Origin of the sequence: Variovorax sp. PBS-H4 (assembly GCF_901827205.1) — a bacterium.
Classification (GTDB): Bacteria; Pseudomonadota; Gammaproteobacteria; order Burkholderiales; family Burkholderiaceae_C; genus Variovorax.
Genome location: NZ_LR594675.1, coordinates 1,392,988 through 1,409,248 on the forward strand (window position 1 = coordinate 1,392,988; position 16,261 = coordinate 1,409,248).

The following is a 16,261-nucleotide window of genomic DNA, read 5'->3' on the forward strand; positions in this document are numbered from 1 at the left end:
TTCGGCTTATGTGTCCCTAATTTAGGATCAGCGTAGAACGTCGAAATTTAATAGGAATCTGACCCCGAATAAAGGACTTGGCATTATTTGTGCGACGCAATATCCTTCCTTTCCCCGCGAAAAACTGAAGGAGTGCGCCATGACCACGGCTGCCGAGATCGAGTATCTCCAACGAAACGGTCTTTATTCCGCCGCTGACGAGCACGACGCCTGCGGCGTCGGCTTCGTCGCCCACATCAAGGGCGAAAAGAGTCAGTCGATCGTCCTGCAGGGTCTGAAGATTCTCGAGAACCTCGACCATCGCGGCGCAGTGGGCGCTGACAAGCTGATGGGCGACGGCGCAGGCATCCTGATCCAGTTGCCGGATCTTTTGTATCGCGACGAGATGGCAAAGCAGGGGGTGACGCTGCCGCCGCCCGGCGAATACGGCGTCGGCATGATCTTCCTGCCCAAGGAGCACGCCTCGCGCGAAGCTTGCGAGCAGGAGATGGAGCGCGCCATCAAGGCCGAAGGCCAAGTGCTGCTGGGCTGGCGCGACGTTCCCGTCAACCGCGAAATGCCGATGTCGCCGGCCGTGCGCAAGAAGGAGCCGCTGCTGCGCCAGGTCTTCATCGGCCGCGGCAACGACGTGATCGTGCAGGACGCGCTGGAACGGAAGCTCTACGTCATCCGCAAGACCGCCAGCGCGGCCATCCAGCGCCTGAAGCTCAAGCACAGCAAGGAATACTACGTTCCGAGCATGTCGAGCCGCACGGTTGTGTACAAAGGGCTGCTGCTGGCCGACCAGGTCGGCACGTACTACCTCGACCTGCAGGACAAGCGCTGCATCTCGGCGCTGGGCCTGGTGCACCAGCGCTTCTCGACCAACACCTTTCCCGAGTGGCCGCTGGCGCACCCCTACCGGTACGTCGCCCACAACGGCGAGATCAACACCGTCAAGGGCAACTACAACTGGATGAAGGCCCGCGAAGGCGTGATGTCTTCGCCGGTGCTGGGCGCCGATCTGCAGAAGCTGTACCCCATCAGCTTCGCCGACCAATCCGACACCGCCACCTTCGACAACTGCCTCGAACTGCTCACCATGGCCGGCTATCCCATCAGCCAGGCCGTGATGATGATGATCCCCGAGCCCTGGGAGCAGCACGCGACCATGGACCCGCGCCGCCGCGCGTTCTACGAGTACCACGCGGCCATGCTGGAGCCGTGGGACGGGCCGGCCTCCATCGTCTTCACCGACGGCCGCCAGATCGGCGCCACGCTCGACCGCAACGGCCTGCGTCCGTCGCGCTACTGCGTGACGGACGACGACCTGGTGATCATGGCCTCCGAATCGGGCGTGCTGCCGGTGCCCGAGCAAAAGATCGTTCGCAAATGGCGTCTTCAGCCCGGCAAGATGTTCCTGATTGACCTGGAGCAGGGCCGCATGATCGACGACGAGGAGGTCAAGGCCACCCTCGCCAACAGCAAGCCGTACAAGCAGTGGATCGAGAACCTGCGCATCAAGCTCGACAGCGTCGAGGCGCACGGTGTCTCGGCGCCGGTCAGCCAGGTCAGCCTGCTGGACCGGCAGCAGGCCTTCGGCTACACCCAGGAAGACATCAAATTCCTGATGAGCCCGATGGCCGCCGCCGGCGAGGAAGGCATCGGCTCGATGGGCAACGACAGTCCGCTGGCGGTCCTGTCGAACAAGAACAAGCCGCTGTACAACTACTTCAAGCAGCTGTTCGCGCAGGTGACGAATCCGCCCATCGACCCGATCCGCGAGGCGATCGTGATGTCGCTGGTGTCCTTCATCGGCCCGAAGCCGAACCTGCTGGACATCAACCAGGTCAACCCGCCGATGCGGCTCGAGGTGAGCCAGCCGATCCTTGACTTCGCCGACATGGCGAAGCTGCGCGACATCGGCGCCTACACGCAGGGCAAGTTCAAGAGCTACATGCTCGACATCACCTATCCGCTCGCCTGGGGCGAGGAGGGCGTGGAGGCCAAGCTGGCATCGCTGTGTGCCGAGGCGGTGGACGCCATCAAGGGCGGCCACAACATCCTGATCGTGAGCGACCGCGCAGTCAGCGCCACGCAAATCGCCATTCCCGCGCCGCTGGCGCTCTCGGCCATCCACCAGTATCTGGTGCGCGAGGGCCTTCGCACCACGGCCGGCCTGGTGGTCGAGACCGGATCGGCGCGCGAAGTTCATCATTTCGGCGTGCTGGCCGGCTACGGGGCCGAGGCGGTGCATCCGTACCTCGCGATGGAGACGCTCGCCGCAATGCACGAGGACCTGTCCGGCGACCTGAGCGCCGAGAAGGCTATCTACAACTATGTGAAGGCAATCGGCAAGGGTCTGTCCAAGATCATGTCGAAGATGGGTGTCAGCACCTACATGAGCTACTGCGGCGCCCAACTGTTCGAAGCCATCGGCCTCAACAGCGACACCGTGGCCAAGTACTTCACTGGCACCGCGAGCCGGGTCGAAGGCATTGGCGTCTTCGAGATCGCCCAGGAAGCGATTCGCATGCACAAGGCGGCATTCGGCGACGACCCCGTGCTCGCCAGCATGCTGGACGCGGGCGGCGAATACGCATGGCGCGTTCGCGGCGAGGAGCACATGTGGACGCCGGACGCCATTGCCAAGCTGCAGCACAGCACGCGCGCCAACAACTTCAGCACCTACAAGGAGTATGCGCAGCTCATCAACGACCAGAACCGGCGCCATCTCACGCTGCGCGGTCTGTTCGAGTTCAGGATCGACCCGGCCAAGGCCATTCCCGTGGACGAAGTCGAACCCGCGAGCGAGATCGTCAAGCGCTTTGCCACGGGCGCCATGTCGCTAGGCTCGATCAGCACCGAGGCGCACGCGACGCTCGCCGTGGCCATGAACCGCATCGGCGGCAAGAGCAACACCGGCGAGGGCGGCGAGGACCCGGCGCGCTACCGCAACGAGCTCAAGGGCATCCCCATCAAAGTGGGCGACACGCTCAAGAGCGTGATCGGGGAGGCCAACGTCGAGGTCGACCTGCCGCTGGCCGACGGCGATTCGCTGCGCTCGAAGATCAAGCAGGTCGCCTCCGGCCGCTTCGGGGTCACCGCCGAATACCTGGCTTCCGCCGATCAGCTTCAGATCAAGATGGCCCAGGGCGCCAAGCCCGGCGAAGGTGGCCAGCTGCCCGGCGGCAAGGTCTCCAACTACATCGGCCAACTGCGCTACTCGGTGCCCGGCGTCGGCCTGATCTCGCCGCCGCCGCACCACGACATCTACTCGATCGAGGACCTGGCGCAGTTGATCCACGACCTGAAGAACGTGGCGCCGCATGCGAGCGTCAGCGTCAAGCTGGTCAGTGAAGTCGGCGTCGGCACCATCGCGGCCGGGGTCGCCAAGTGCAAGAGCGACCATGTCGTGATTGCCGGCCATGACGGCGGCACCGGCGCTTCTCCGTGGTCCTCCATCAAGCATGCGGGGAGCCCTTGGGAGATCGGCCTGGCCGAGACCCAGCAGACCCTGGTGCTCAACCGCCTGCGCGGCCGCATCCGCGTGCAGGCCGACGGCCAGATGAAGACCGGCCGCGACGTCGCGATCGGCGCGCTGCTGGGCGCGGACGAGTTCGGCTTTGCGACTGCGCCGCTGGTGGTCGAGGGCTGCATCATGATGCGCAAGTGCCATCTCAACACCTGCCCGGTCGGCGTGGCCACGCAGGACCCGGTGCTGCGCAAGAAGTTCTCGGGCAAGCCCGAGCATGTCGTGAACTTCTTCTTCTTCGTCGCCGAGGAAGTGCGCCAGATCATGGCGCAGCTGGGCATCCGCAAGTTCGACGACCTGATCGGCCGCGCTGATCTGCTCGACACCCGGAAGGGCATCGAGCACTGGAAGGCCCGCGGACTGGACTTCAGCCGCCTGTTCGCGCAGCCGAACGTGCCGGCCGACGTGCCGCGTTATCACGTCGAGGCGCAGGACCACGGCCTCGCGAAGAGCCTTGACAACAAGCTCATCGAACGGTCGCGTCCCGCCATCGAGAAGGGCGAGAAGGTGCAGTTCATCGAGGTCGCGCGCAACGTCAACCGTTCCGTGGGCGCCATGCTCTCCGGCGCGCTGACCAAGGTGCATCCGCAGGGCCTGCCCGACGATTCGATCCGCATCCAGCTCGAGGGTACCGGCGGCCAGTCCTTCGGCGCCTTCCTGGCGCGCGGCATCACGCTCTACCTCATCGGCGACGCCAACGACTACACCGGCAAGGGCCTGTCGGGCGGTCGCGTGGTAGTGCGCCCCAGCCTGGACTTCCGCGGCGAGGCCATCCGCAACACCATCGTCGGCAACACCGCGCTGTATGGCGCGACCACCGGCGAGGCCTTCCTCAGCGGCGTCGCGGGCGAGCGCTTCGCGGTACGCCTGTCGGGTGCGACCGCGGTAGTCGAAGGCACGGGTGACCACGGCTGCGAGTACATGACGGGCGGCACGGTCGTGGTGCTCGGCAAGACCGGGCGCAACTTCGCGGCCGGCATGAGCGGTGGCGTCGCTTTCGTCTACGACGAGGACGGCCAGTTCGCGACGCGCTGCAACCTGGCCATGGTCTCGCTCGACAAGGTGCTGACCACGGCCGAGCAGACGGCGAGCGTGCATCGCAAGATCTGGCACGAGGGCGAGACCGACGAGGCCAAGCTCAAGAAGCTGCTGGAAGACCACCACCGCTGGACCGGCAGCAAGCGTGCGCGCGAGCTGCTCGACACCTGGGCCGTGGCTCGCACGCGCTTTGTCAAGGTGTTCCCGAACGAGTACAAGCGCGCCCTGGCCGAGATCCACGACCGCAAGGTCGAGCTCACGAGCAGCGGCAACAACGCGCACGTGGGCCTCGAGCCGCATGCGATGACGAAGCCGGCCGTGGCGGCCTGAGCACCGCGACAGACGAAGAACAGAACCAGGAAATCACGATGGGAAAAATCACGGGCTTCATGGAGCACGAGCGCATCGAGGAGGGCTACAAGCCCGTCGAAGAGCGCGTCAGGCACTACAAGGAATTCGTCATCGGCCTCGATGCCCAGCAGGCCAAGGTGCAGGGTGCCCGCTGCATGGACTGCGGCACGCCGTTTTGCAACAGCGGCTGCCCGGTCAACAACATCATTCCGGACTTCAACGACCTGGTTTACCGCAATGACTGGCAGAACGCCTTCACGGTGCTGGATTCGACCAACAACTTCCCCGAGTTCACCGGCCGCATCTGCCCCGCGCCCTGCGAGGCGGCCTGCGTGCTCAACGTGAACGACGATCCGGTCGGCATCAAGTCGATCGAGCACGCAATCATCGATCGCGCGTGGGAGGAGCAATGGGTTGCGGCGCGTCCGGCCAGGCACAGGACCGGCAAGAAGGTCGCGGTGGTGGGCTCCGGGCCGGCCGGCATGGCAGCTGCGCAGCAACTCGCCCGCGTCGGCCACGACGTCACCTTGTTCGAGAAGAACGACCGCATCGGCGGCCTGCTGCGCTACGGCATCCCCGACTTCAAGATGGAGAAGGTGCACATCGACCGCCGCGTCGAGCAGATGAAGGCCGAGGGCGTGGTGTTCCGAACGGGCGTGGTGGTCGGTGCGGCCAAGGACCCGCTGGGCAAAGGCTCCAAGGTGACCAACTGGGCCAAAGAGACGGTGACGCCCGAGCAGCTCGACAAGGAATTCGACGCCGTTGTCCTGACGGGCGGTGCCGAGCAGTCACGCGACCTGCCGGTGCCCGGTCGCGATCTCGACGGCATTCATTTCGCGATGGAGTTCCTGCCGCAGCAGAACAAGGTCAACGCGGGTGACAAGGTCAAGGGCCAGATCCGCGCGGATGGCAAGCACGTGATCGTCATCGGCGGCGGCGACACCGGCTCCGACTGCGTGGGCACCAGCAATCGCCACGGCGCCGCCAGCGTCACGCAGTTCGAGCTGATGCCGCAACCGCCCGAAGAAGAGAACCGGCCGCTGACCTGGCCGTACTGGCCGTACAAGCTGCGCACCAGTTCCAGCCACGAGGAGGGCTGCGAGCGCGAGTTCGCGATTTCCACGAAGGAATTCATCGGCGAGAAGGGCAAGGTCACCGGCCTCAAGACGGTGCGCGTCGAGTGGAAGGACGGCAAGATGATCGAGGTGCCGGGCACCGAGACGGTGCTGAAGGCCGACCTGGTGCTGCTCGCCATGGGCTTCGTGAGCCCCGTCGCCGGCGTGCTGGATGCCTTCGGCGTCGAAAAGGATGCCCGTGGCAATGCCAAGGCCGGCGTCGACTTCGTTGGCGGCTATGCCACCAACGTCCCCAAGGTGTTCGCCGCCGGCGACATCCGCCGCGGGCAGTCGCTCGTGGTGTGGGCGATCCGCGAAGGGCGCCAGGCGGCCCGCGCCGTCGACGAGTTCTTGATGGGCTACAGCGACCTGCCGCGCTGAAGGCCTCGAATCAGGCGGGGGTTGGCCCCTCAGTTCGGTGGATGGGCACGGGCTGTGCTTGATTTATCATGGACGGCTACCGCAAGCCGGGGATGCCTCAGGCGCCCCGGCTTTTCTGTTGCCCATGAACCCACCCGAGTCCTCACTGGTTGAATTCCGCGATGTCCGTTTCGGCTACGGCGAACGCGCGATCCTCGACAGCGTTTCCTTCACCGTGCCCCGCGGCAAGGTGACGGCACTCATGGGGGCTTCCGGGGGCGGCAAGACCACCGTGCTGCGCCTGGTCGGCGGCCAGGTGCGCGCCCACCGCGGCGAAGTGCTGTTCGACGGCCAGGACATCGGCAAGGCGGGCAGCGACGCACTCTATGCCGCGCGTCGCCGCATGGGCATGCTGTTCCAGTTCGGCGCCCTGTTCACCGACATGAGCGTGTTCGACAACGTCGCCTTTCCTCTGCGCGAGCACACGCCGCTCTCCGAAGCGCTGGTGCGCGACATCGTGCTCATGAAGCTCGATGCGGTCGGCCTGCGCGGCGCACGCCACCTGATGCCCAGCGAAGTTTCCGGCGGCATGGCGCGGCGCGTCGCGCTGGCCCGGGCCATCGCGCTCGATCCCCAACTGGTCATGTACGACGAGCCCTTTGCCGGCCTCGACCCGATCTCGCTCGGTACCGCCGCGCGCCTGATCCGGCAGCTCAATGACACGCTGGGGCTCACCAGCATGGTGGTGTCGCACGACCTGGAAGAGACCTTTCGCATCGCGGACCACGTGATCATCCTGGCCAACGGCGGCGTTGCGGCAGAGGGCCGGCCGGAGGAAGTGCGCCGCAGCGGCGATCCGCTGGTCCATCAGTTCGTCAATGCGCTTCCGGACGGGCCTGTGCATTTCCACTATCCCGGGCTCCCGGTGGAGCAGGACTTCGGCAACAACGCTCACGGGGAGCGGGGATGAGCTGGTACAGGCCGGCCGACGTGGGCTTTGCCGTGCGCTCCAAGCTGGGCGATCTCGGCATGGGCGCGCGCCTGTTCCTGCGCCTCACGCTGCGCGGCGCGGGCAGCCTGCGCCGCTTCGGCCTGGTGCGCGACCAGATCCATTTCCTCGGCAATTACTCGCTCGCGATCATCGCCGTCTCCGGTCTCTTCGTCGGCTTCGTTCTCGGGCTGCAGGGCTACTACACGCTGCAGCGCTACGGCTCCTCGGAGGCGCTCGGCCTGCTGGTCGCGCTGAGCCTGGTGCGCGAGCTCGGCCCCGTGGTTTCGGCCTTGCTGTTCGCGGGGCGCGCGGGGACGTCGTTGACTGCGGAGATCGGCCTGATGAAAGCGGGCGAGCAGCTCAGCGCCATGGAGATGATGGCGGTCGACCCGGTGCAGCGCATCCTGGCGCCGCGCTTCTGGGCCGGCGTGATCACCATGCCGCTGCTCGCGGCCGTGTTCAGCGCGGTCGGCGTGGTCGGCGGCTGGGTGGTCGGCGTGCTGATGCTCGGCGTCGATCCGGGGGCATTCTGGGGGCAGATGCAGGGCGGGGTCGATGTCTGGCGCGACGTGGGCAACGGCGTGGTCAAGAGCGTCGTCTTCGGATTTACCGTCACCTTCATCGCGCTGCTGCAGGGCTTCGAGGCCCAGCCGACGCCCGAAGGCGTGTCGCGTGCCACCACCCGCACCGTGGTCGTGGCCTCGCTCGCGGTACTGGGGCTCGACTTCCTGCTGACCGCGATGATGTTCAGTATCTAGAAAGCTAAAGGCGCTTCATGCAACGTTCCAAGAATGACGTCTGGGTTGGCTTGTTCGTGCTTATCGGGGCGGCGGCACTGCTGTTCCTCGCGCTGCAGTCCGCCAACCTCTTGAGCCTGAATTTCCAGAAGACCTATTCCGTCAGCGCCCGGTTCGACAACGTTGGCGGCCTGAAGCCGCAGACCGCGGTCAAGAGCGCGGGCGTGGTGGTCGGCCGCGTCGAATCGATCACGTTCGACGACAAGATTTTCCAGGCCAGCGTCACGCTGGCTTTGCAGAGCCGTTACAGTTTCCCCAAAGACAGTTCCCTCAAGATCCTGACGAGCGGCCTCCTTGGCGAGCAGTACATCGGAATCGAAGCAGGGGCTGAGGAGAAGACCCTTCAAGCTGGCGACATCATCACCTCGACGCAGTCGGCCGTCGTGCTGGAGAACCTGATCGGACAGTTCCTCTACAGCAAGGCGGCCGATGGCAGTACGCCATCGGGCAATGGCAACAAGAAATGAAAACACGATCCCCCCTCGATTTGCCGTGCCTGCCGCGCGGCACCGCCTCGGCCGTGCGCTGCCTGGGTGCTGTTGCAGCGCTCGCCATTGCTACCGGCTGCGCTTCCGGGCCGAAGGCCAATCCGGCCGACCCGTTCGAACCCTTCAATCGCGGCGTCACGCGCTTCAACGACGTGGTCGACGACGCGGTGCTGGTCCCGGCGGCAACGGCCTATCGCCGCGTGCTGCCTTCTTTCGTGCGCACGGGGGTCAATAACTTCTTCGGCAACCTGTCCGATGTCTGGAGCTTTGCCAACAGCGTGCTGCAGCTCAAGCTGCAGAACAGCGCCCAGACCTTCATGCGCGTGAACGTCAACACCGTCTTCGGGCTCGGCGGGTTGCTGGACATTGCCACCGAGGCCGGCATCGACCGCCACTCCGAAGACTTCGGCCAGACCCTGGGCCGTTGGGGCGTGCCGAGCGGCCCGTACGTGGTGCTGCCGCTGCTGGGCTCCTCGACAGTGCGCGACACGGCCGCCCTGACGATCGATCGGCAAGGGGATCTGCTGAACCAGATCAACGACATTCCGTGGCGCAACTCGCTCTACTTTGTTCGCGTGATCGACGCGCGATCGAACTTTTTGCGTGCCAGCCAACTGATCGACGACGCGGCGCTCGACAAGTACACATTCACGCGCGATGCCTATCTGCAGCGCCGACATAACGAGGTGCATGACGGAGACTTGCCGAACGAAGGCAACTGACCGTGCGTGCGGCGCTTGCATTCCGTTGCGCGCTTTGCACAAGGGCGGGAACCCCGCGGACAGGCTTCCGTTCCAATTGGCTTGCCACGGGTCGCAACGGCTCGAAACTTTCAACAAGGGAAACACGATGATTCAGATCCTGCAACGACGCTCCCTGGGGCGCCTGATGCTGGCCGGTCTGCTGCTTGCAGGCGCCGCTGCCTTCGTGAGGCCGGTCCATGCCGCCGACGAGGCGCCGGATGCGCTGGTCAAACGCCTGTCGAGCGACGTCCTCGAGACCATCAAGGCCGACAAGTCGATCAAGGCTGGCGACGTCAACAAGATCATGGTCCTGGTCGATACCAAGATCATGCCGAACGTCAATTTCCAGCGCATGACCGCATCCGCCGTCGGGCCCGCATGGCGCCAGGCGACGCCCGAGCAGCAGCAGCGGCTGCAGGAAGAGTTCAAGAAGCTGCTGGTGCGTACCTACGCCGGCGCGCTCGACCAGGTCAGTGACCAGACCGTGGCCGTGCGCCCCTTCCGCGGTTCGCCCGACGACAAGGAGGTGCTGGTGCGCACGGAAGTCCGTGGAGGCGGCGACCCGGTGCAGCTCGACTACCGCCTCGAGAAAACGCCTGGCGAGGCGGGTGGATGGAAGATCTACAACTTCAATGTGCTGGGCGTGTGGCTGGTCGATACCTACCGCAGCCAGTTCGCGCAGGAGATCAATGCCAAGGGCATCGACGGCCTGATCACCGCACTCGCCGAGCGCAACAAGCGCAACGGCAAGAGCTGAGTATCGATGCTGGTCCTGCCGCCCAAGCTGACGCACGACGAGGCGCCGGCCTGCGTGCTCATGCTGCGGCAAGGGCTCGCGGGGCAGGCTGCCTCGTCCACCGTGGTTGATGCCAGCGCGCTCGCGCAGTTCGACTCCTCGGCGCTTGCGGTGCTGCTCGAATGCCGGCGTGAATCCAGTGCAATGGGCCGCGGCTTCGCAGTCAAGGGCCTGCCGCCGCGCCTGCGGGAACTCGCGTCGCTGTATGGTGTGGCGGGCCTTCTGCCTGCAGCGCCATGATCCAGCGGCTGCAACCGGCCCGCCAGGCCTTTGTCCCGCCGGAAAGCGAAAAAACGGCGGGGCCCTAAAATCGCGGGCTCCCATGCCTGCGATCTCCTTCCAATCGGTCTGCAAGACCTATCCTGCCTCGCGCCAGCAGCGTGCCGAGGGAAAAACCGGACTGCGTGCAGTCGACGAGGTCACGTTCCAGATCGAGGAGGGTGAGTTCTTCGGCCTGTTGGGCCCCAATGGGGCCGGCAAGACCACGCTGATCAGCATGCTCGCCGGCCTGTCCAGGCCGACCGCCGGAGCCATCAGCGTCCACGGCTTCGATGTGCAGCGCGAGTACGGCCAGGCTCGCCGGAAGCTCGGCGTGGTTCCGCAGGAGCTGGTGTTCGATCCCTTCTTCAATGTGCGCGAGTCGCTGCGCATCCAGTCGGGCTACTTCGGGATCAAGAACAACGACGACTGGATCGACGAGCTCCTGAGCAGCCTTGGACTGGCCGACAAGGCCGGCGCCAACATGCGCCAGCTCTCCGGCGGGATGAAGCGGCGGGTGCTGGTCGCCCAGGCCCTGGTGCACAAGCCGCCGGTGATCGTGCTGGACGAGCCGACCGCCGGCGTCGACGTGGAACTGCGCCAGACCCTGTGGCAGTTCGTCGCCAAGCTCAACAAGCAGGGCAGCACGGTGCTGCTGACCACCCATTATCTCGAGGAGGCGGAGGCGCTGTGCCACCGCATCGCCATGCTCAAGCAAGGCCGGGTGATTGCGCTGGATCGCACCAGCGAGCTGCTGCGCTCGGCCGCGAGCAACGTGCTGCGCTTCAAGACCGATGGCATGCTGCCCTGGGAATTGGCGCGGCATGCGCGCATCACGGGCCGCATCGTGCAGCTGCCGGCGCAGAACGCACGCGAGGTCGAGCAGTTGCTGGCCGCCATCCGCGAGGCCGGGCTCGACGTGGAAGATGTCGAGATGCGCAAGGCCGATCTGGAAGATGTCTTCATCGACCTCATGGCCGGCGAGCAGACGCCGCTGGAGGTGGCTCGATGATGGTTCACGCGTTGGGTTGGCGAGCGCTGCTCTACAAGGAAACGCTGCGCTTCTGGAAGGTCGGCTTCCAGACCGTCGGCGCGCCGGTGCTCACGGCGCTGCTCTACCTGATGGTCTTTGGCCATGTGCTGGAAGGCCGCGTCACGGTCTACGGCTCGGTCAGCTACACCGCCTTCCTGGTGCCGGGCCTGGTGATGATGAGCGTCCTGCAGAACGCCTTTGCGAACAGCTCGTCGTCCATCATCCAGAGCAAGATCATGGGCAACCTGGTGTTCATCCTGCTCACGCCGCTGTCGCACTGGGGCTGGTTCCTGGCCTACGTGGGATCGTCCGTCGTGCGCGGGCTGGTCGTCGGAATGGGCGTGTTCGCGGTCACGGCCCTCTTCGCCGTGCCGGGCTTCGTGGCGCCGCTGTGGATTGCGGTCTTCGCCTTCCTGGGCGCCGCCATCCTCGGCACGCTGGGCCTGATCGCCGGGCTCTGGGCCGAGAAGTTCGATCAGATGGCCGTGTTCCAGAATTTCCTGATCATGCCCATGACCTTCCTCTCGGGCGTGTTCTATTCCATTCATTCCCTGCCGCCCTTCTGGCAGAAGGTGAGCCACCTGAACCCCTTCTTCTACATGATCGACGGCTTCCGCTACGGCTTCTTCGGCATCAGCGACATCTCGCCCTGGGTGAGCGTGGCGATCGTCGGCGGCGCCTGGCTGGTGGTGAGCGCGATCGCGATCCATCTGCTGCGCATCGGCTACAAGATCCGGGGCTAGTCATGTTGGCTCCCAGGCTTTTCACTCGCTGCGCTCCTGTAACTCCACATCCCGAGGGGGCCGAGCCGCGTTGGAGCGGCCCGGCGGCGACCCCCTTCCCACTATGACTGCCGAAGAGCTGCAATCCATCATCCAGGCGGGCCTGACCTGCGAGCACATCACGCTCGAGGGCGACGGCCGCCACTGGTACGCCACCATCGTTTCCGCCGAGTTCGAGGGCAAGCGCGCGATCCAGCGACACCAGCGCGTCTACGCCACGCTCGGTGCCAAAATGCATACCGATGAAGTGCACGCGCTCTCGATGAAGACCTACACGCCCGCCGAATGGGCGGCTCAAAACGCCTAGTCGCTGGACTTTTTCATGGACAAACTCCTGATTCGCGGCGGACGCCAGCTCCGCGGCGAGGTACTTATTTCCGGCGCAAAGAACGCGGCACTGCCGGAACTCTGCGCGGCGCTGCTGAGCGACCGTCCCGTCACGCTGCACAACGTGCCTCGCCTCAACGATGTCACCACCATGTTCAAGCTGCTGCGCAACATGGGCGTGGCGGCCGAGCGCGACGACAACGGCACGGTGCGCCTCGACGCGGGTCCGCTGCACACGCACGAGGCGCCTTACGAACTGGTGAAGACGATGCGGGCGTCAGTGCTCGCGCTGGGCCCGTTGCTGGCGCGCTTCGGCAAGGCCCGGGTCTCGCTGCCGGGCGGCTGTGCCATCGGCTCGCGTCCGGTCGACCAGCACATCAAGGGCCTGCAGGCCATGGGTGCCGAGATCGTGGTCGAGCACGGCTACATGGTGGCGAGCATTGCGGGTGGCCGCCGGCGCCTGCATGGCGCGCGCATCACCACCGATATGGTGACCGTCACCGGTACCGAGAACTTCCTGATGGCCGCGGCGCTCGCCGATGGCGAGACCGTGCTGGAGAACGCGGCGCAGGAGCCCGAGATCACCGACCTGGCCGAGATGCTGATCGAAATGGGCGCGAAGATCGAAGGCCATGGCACCAGCCGCATCCGAGTCCAGGGCGTGGAGAAACTGGCGGGCTGCACGCACCGCGTGGTAGCCGACCGGATCGAGGCCGGCACCTTCCTGTGCGCCGTGGCCGCCACCGGGGGCGAAGTGCTGCTGCGCCACGGGCGCGCCGATCACCTCGATGCCGTGATCGAGAAGCTGCGCGAGGCCGGCGCGCAGGTAGACGTGGTGGCCGAGGGCATCCGCGTGCGCAGCCAGGGCCGCTTGAAGGCACAGGGCTTCCGCACCACCGAGTACCCGGGCTTCCCGACCGACATGCAGGCCCAGTTCATGGTGCTCAACGTGATTGCCGAGGGCACCTCGACCGTGACCGAGACGATCTTCGAGAATCGTTTCATGCACGTCGACGAGATGCTGCGCCTGGGCGCCAGGATCCAGACCGACGGCAAGGTGGCGGTGATCGAGGGCGTGCGACAGCTGTCTGGCGCTACCGTGATGGCGACCGACCTGCGTGCTTCCGCCAGCCTGGTGATCGCCGGCCTGGTGGCCGAGGGCGAGACCCTGGTCGACCGCATCTACCATCTGGATCGCGGCTATGACCGAATGGAAAGCAAGCTGCGCGGCCTCGGTGCCGATATCGAGCGCGTGGCCGGACCGGCGGAGTACCAGCCGTGATCACGCTTGCATTGTCCAAGGGCCGCATCTTCGATGAGACCCTGCCACTGCTGGCCGCGGCAGGCATCGAGGTCAGCGAGGACCCGGAGAAATCGCGCAAGCTGATCCTCTCGACCACGCGCCCCGAGGTGCGCGTGGTGCTGGTGCGCGCGTCCGACGTGCCGACCTACGTGCAGTACGGCGGCGCCGACCTGGGCGTGACCGGGCTCGACGTGCTGCTCGAGCACGGCAACCAGGGCCTCTACCAGCCGTTGGACCTGCGCATCGCTGCCTGCCGCCTGAGCGTGGCTGTGCGCGCCGACTACGACTACGCCTCGGCCGTGCGCCAGGGCTCGCGCATCAAGGTCGCGACCAAGTACGTCGGCCTGGCGCGCGAGTTCTTCGCGAGCAAGGGCGTGCATGTGGACCTGATCAAGCTCTATGGCAGCATGGAGCTGGCGCCGCTCACCGGCCTGGCCGATGCGATCGTCGACCTGGTTTCGACCGGCAACACGCTCAAGGCCAATCACCTGGTCGAGGTCGAGCGCATCATGGACATCAGCGCGCGCCTGGTGGTCAACCAGGCCGCGCTCAAGCTCAAGCAGGCGCCGATCCGGCACATCATCGATGCCTTTGCCGCAGCCACTCCATCCGCCTGAAATGAAATGCCCGCACGCTTATCGCTCCGTGTATCGCTGCCTCCCGAGGGGCTGACATGCCCGTGAAAGCCGCTCCCGCCCGACTCTCGACCGCCTCGGCCGGCTTCGAAGCCGATTTCCAGGCCCGCTTGCACTGGTCGGCCGATACCGACGCAGCGATCGAGCAGGTGGTGGCCGACATCCTGGCCGATGTGCGCGGGCGCGGCGACGCAGCCGTGCTCGACTACACGCGGCGTTTCGATCGGCTCGACGTGGACGACCTGGAGGCGCTCGAACTGAAGGCTTCCGAATTGCGTGCTGCCTTCGAGGCGCTGCCCACCGCGCAGCGCGAGGCCCTGGAGGCCGCCGCGAGCCGGGTGAGGAGCTATCACGAGGCGCAGAAGAAAGCCAGCGGCGAGAGCTGGAGCTACCGCGATGCCGACGGCACCCTGCTGGGCCAGAAGGTCACGCCGCTCGACCGCGTCGGCATCTACGTGCCGGGCGGCAAGGCCGCCTATCCGTCGAGCGTGCTCATGAACGCGATCCCCGCGCACGTGGCCGGCGTCGGGGAGATCATCATGGTCGTGCCGACGCCGGGCGGCGAGAAGAACCCTCTGGTGCTCGCCGCCGCGCACGTGGCCGGCGTGACACGCGCCTTCGCCATCGGCGGCGCCCAGGCCGTGGGCGCGCTGGCCTACGGCACCGCCACCATCCCGGCGGTCGACAAGATCACGGGCCCCGGCAATGCCTACGTGGCCGCCGCCAAGCGGCGGGTGTTCGGCACCGTGGGCATCGACATGATCGCCGGACCGAGCGAGATCCTGGTGCTGGCCGACGGCAGCACGCCGCCTGATTGGGTGGCGATGGACCTGTTCAGCCAGGCCGAGCACGACGAGCTCGCGCAGAGCATCCTGCTGTGCCCCGACGCCGCCTACATCGAGCAGGTGCAGCAGGAGATCGACCGGCTGCTGCCCTCGATGCCGCGCGCCGCGATCATCGCCGCCTCGCTCAATGGCCGGGGCGCGCTGATCCATACGAAGAGCATGGAAGAGGCTTGCGCAATCAGCAACCGCATTGCGCCCGAGCACCTGGAGGTCAGCAGCCGCGAGCCGCACCGCTGGGAGCCGCTGCTCAGGCACGCCGGGGCGATCTTCCTCGGCGCCTACACCAGCGAAAGCCTGGGCGACTACTGCGCCGGCCCCAATCATGTGCTGCCCACCAGCGGCACGGCCCGCTTCAGCTCGCCGCTGGGGGTCTACGACTTCCAGAAGCGCTCCAGCCTGATCGAGGTCAGCGAAGCGGGGGCGCAGCCGCTGGGCCGCATCGCCGTGACTCTGGCCGAAGGGGAGGGCCTGCAGGCGCACGCCGAGGCCGCCCGAATGCGCCTTCGTTGAGAGGTGGGCATGGCGATCCCGGCGCTTCGATCCGTTCGTTGCCTGCTCCTGCTGGGCCTGGTGGCTGCCGGTGCCGCGTGCCAGGCCATGAGCATCCGCGAGCTGCGCATGCTCGAAGCCAACGAGAAGGACGGCAAGCTCTACGCGAGCTACTACCTCGTGGGCGTGGTCGAAGGCCTGCGTGAAGCCAGCGAGACCGAGCAGCGCGCCGGGCAGAAACCGCTGTTCTGCGTCAACGGCCGCCGGCTCGAGCCCGCGATGGCGCGCACGCTCTACCAGACCGAACTCACCCGGAACGCCGACAGCTACGAGGCCGACATGCCGGTCCAGCTTGTCGTTTCCGCCGCCTTGCGCAGCAGCTACCGCTGTCCTTGA

At 66.1% G+C, this 16,261-nt stretch carries 15 protein-coding genes; all 15 read left to right on the forward strand.

The window, feature by feature from the left end:
* Nucleotides 1-139: 139 nt before the first annotated feature.
* The gene (locus tag E5CHR_RS06530; RefSeq protein WP_162578937.1) at nt 140-4,882 is read left to right on the forward strand and encodes a glutamate synthase-related protein; all 4,743 of its coding nucleotides are present in this window, start codon (nt 140-142) and stop codon (nt 4,880-4,882) included.
* Between the two features lie 38 nt (nt 4,883-4,920).
* Nucleotides 4,921-6,399, forward strand: coding sequence for a glutamate synthase subunit beta (locus E5CHR_RS06535; protein ID WP_162578938.1), 1,479 nt, complete (start codon nt 4,921-4,923; stop codon nt 6,397-6,399).
* A 124-nt stretch (nt 6,400-6,523) separates the two neighbouring features.
* Entirely contained in the window at nt 6,524-7,348 is an 825-nt protein-coding gene (locus E5CHR_RS06540; protein WP_162578939.1) for an ABC transporter ATP-binding protein, read from the forward strand.
* A complete protein-coding gene (mlaE, locus tag E5CHR_RS06545; protein WP_162578940.1) occupies nt 7,345-8,127 on the forward strand; it encodes a lipid asymmetry maintenance ABC transporter permease subunit MlaE in 783 nt (260 codons plus the stop codon). The genes E5CHR_RS06540 and mlaE overlap by 4 nt, the downstream gene beginning before the upstream one ends.
* Nucleotides 8,128-8,144: 17 nt before the next feature.
* A complete protein-coding gene (gene mlaD, locus E5CHR_RS06550; protein WP_162578941.1) occupies nt 8,145-8,633 on the forward strand; it encodes an outer membrane lipid asymmetry maintenance protein MlaD in 489 nt (162 codons plus the stop codon).
* Nucleotides 8,630-9,376 (forward strand): MlaA family lipoprotein, encoded by a 747-nt coding sequence (locus E5CHR_RS06555; protein WP_162578942.1) that lies wholly within the window; start codon nt 8,630-8,632, stop codon nt 9,374-9,376. Before mlaD ends, E5CHR_RS06555 begins: the two co-directional genes overlap by 4 nt.
* Before the next feature lie 127 nt (nt 9,377-9,503).
* Nucleotides 9,504-10,154, forward strand: a complete 651-nt coding sequence (locus E5CHR_RS06560; RefSeq protein ID WP_162578943.1) for an MlaC/ttg2D family ABC transporter substrate-binding protein — start codon at nt 9,504-9,506, stop codon at nt 10,152-10,154.
* A gap of 6 nt (nt 10,155-10,160) precedes the next feature.
* On the forward strand, nt 10,161-10,433 hold the full coding sequence (locus tag E5CHR_RS06565; protein ID WP_162578944.1) for an STAS domain-containing protein: 273 nt from the start codon (nt 10,161-10,163) through the stop codon (nt 10,431-10,433).
* Between the two features lie 82 nt (nt 10,434-10,515).
* Nucleotides 10,516-11,463, forward strand: a complete 948-nt coding sequence (locus tag E5CHR_RS06570) for an ABC transporter ATP-binding protein (RefSeq protein WP_162578945.1) — start codon at nt 10,516-10,518, stop codon at nt 11,461-11,463.
* Complete coding sequence (locus tag E5CHR_RS06575; RefSeq protein WP_162583596.1) at nt 11,463-12,227, forward strand: ABC transporter permease; 765 nt, start codon at nt 11,463-11,465, stop codon at nt 12,225-12,227. Before E5CHR_RS06570 ends, E5CHR_RS06575 begins: the two co-directional genes overlap by 1 nt.
* 103 nt (nt 12,228-12,330) lie before the next feature.
* Nucleotides 12,331-12,573, forward strand: a complete 243-nt coding sequence (locus E5CHR_RS06580) for a BolA family protein (protein ID WP_162578946.1) — start codon at nt 12,331-12,333, stop codon at nt 12,571-12,573.
* A gap of 15 nt (nt 12,574-12,588) precedes the next feature.
* Nucleotides 12,589-13,875 (forward strand): UDP-N-acetylglucosamine 1-carboxyvinyltransferase, encoded by a 1,287-nt coding sequence (gene murA, locus E5CHR_RS06585; RefSeq protein ID WP_162578947.1) that lies wholly within the window; start codon nt 12,589-12,591, stop codon nt 13,873-13,875.
* Nucleotides 13,872-14,513 carry an ATP phosphoribosyltransferase gene (hisG, locus tag E5CHR_RS06590; RefSeq protein WP_162578948.1) on the forward strand — a complete coding sequence of 214 codons (642 nt, stop codon included), beginning with the start codon at nt 13,872-13,874 and terminating at the stop codon, nt 14,511-14,513. Before murA ends, hisG begins: the two co-directional genes overlap by 4 nt.
* 56 nt (nt 14,514-14,569) lie before the next feature.
* Nucleotides 14,570-15,886 carry a histidinol dehydrogenase gene (gene hisD / locus E5CHR_RS06595; RefSeq protein ID WP_162578949.1) on the forward strand — a complete coding sequence of 439 codons (1,317 nt, stop codon included), beginning with the start codon at nt 14,570-14,572 and terminating at the stop codon, nt 15,884-15,886.
* Nucleotides 15,887-15,895: 9 nt separating this feature from the next.
* Nucleotides 15,896-16,261: a hypothetical protein gene (locus tag E5CHR_RS06600; RefSeq protein WP_162578950.1), complete on the forward strand. Its 366-nt coding sequence runs from the start codon at nt 15,896-15,898 to the stop codon at nt 16,259-16,261.

Excerpts from the sequence above, each read along its gene's own strand:
- E5CHR_RS06530 (WP_162578937.1), top strand. The coding sequence starts at position 140 with ATGACCACGGCTGCCGAGATCGAGTATCTCCAACGAAACGGTCTTTAT.
- E5CHR_RS06535 (WP_162578938.1), top strand. The coding sequence starts at position 4,921 with ATGGGAAAAATCACGGGCTTCATGGAGCACGAGCGCATCGAGGAGGGC.
- E5CHR_RS06540 (WP_162578939.1), top strand. The coding sequence starts at position 6,524 with ATGAACCCACCCGAGTCCTCACTGGTTGAATTCCGCGATGTCCGTTTC.
- mlaE (WP_162578940.1), top strand. The coding sequence starts at position 7,345 with ATGAGCTGGTACAGGCCGGCCGACGTGGGCTTTGCCGTGCGCTCCAAG.
- mlaD (WP_162578941.1), top strand. The coding sequence starts at position 8,145 with ATGCAACGTTCCAAGAATGACGTCTGGGTTGGCTTGTTCGTGCTTATC.
- E5CHR_RS06555 (WP_162578942.1), top strand. The coding sequence starts at position 8,630 with ATGAAAACACGATCCCCCCTCGATTTGCCGTGCCTGCCGCGCGGCACC.
- E5CHR_RS06560 (WP_162578943.1), top strand. The coding sequence starts at position 9,504 with ATGATTCAGATCCTGCAACGACGCTCCCTGGGGCGCCTGATGCTGGCC.
- E5CHR_RS06565 (WP_162578944.1), top strand. The coding sequence starts at position 10,161 with ATGCTGGTCCTGCCGCCCAAGCTGACGCACGACGAGGCGCCGGCCTGC.
- E5CHR_RS06570 (WP_162578945.1), top strand. The coding sequence starts at position 10,516 with ATGCCTGCGATCTCCTTCCAATCGGTCTGCAAGACCTATCCTGCCTCG.
- E5CHR_RS06575 (WP_162583596.1), top strand. The coding sequence starts at position 11,463 with ATGGTTCACGCGTTGGGTTGGCGAGCGCTGCTCTACAAGGAAACGCTG.
- E5CHR_RS06580 (WP_162578946.1), top strand. The coding sequence starts at position 12,331 with ATGACTGCCGAAGAGCTGCAATCCATCATCCAGGCGGGCCTGACCTGC.
- murA (WP_162578947.1), top strand. The coding sequence starts at position 12,589 with ATGGACAAACTCCTGATTCGCGGCGGACGCCAGCTCCGCGGCGAGGTA.
- hisD (WP_162578949.1), top strand. The coding sequence starts at position 14,570 with ATGCCCGTGAAAGCCGCTCCCGCCCGACTCTCGACCGCCTCGGCCGGC.
- E5CHR_RS06600 (WP_162578950.1), top strand. The coding sequence starts at position 15,896 with ATGGCGATCCCGGCGCTTCGATCCGTTCGTTGCCTGCTCCTGCTGGGC.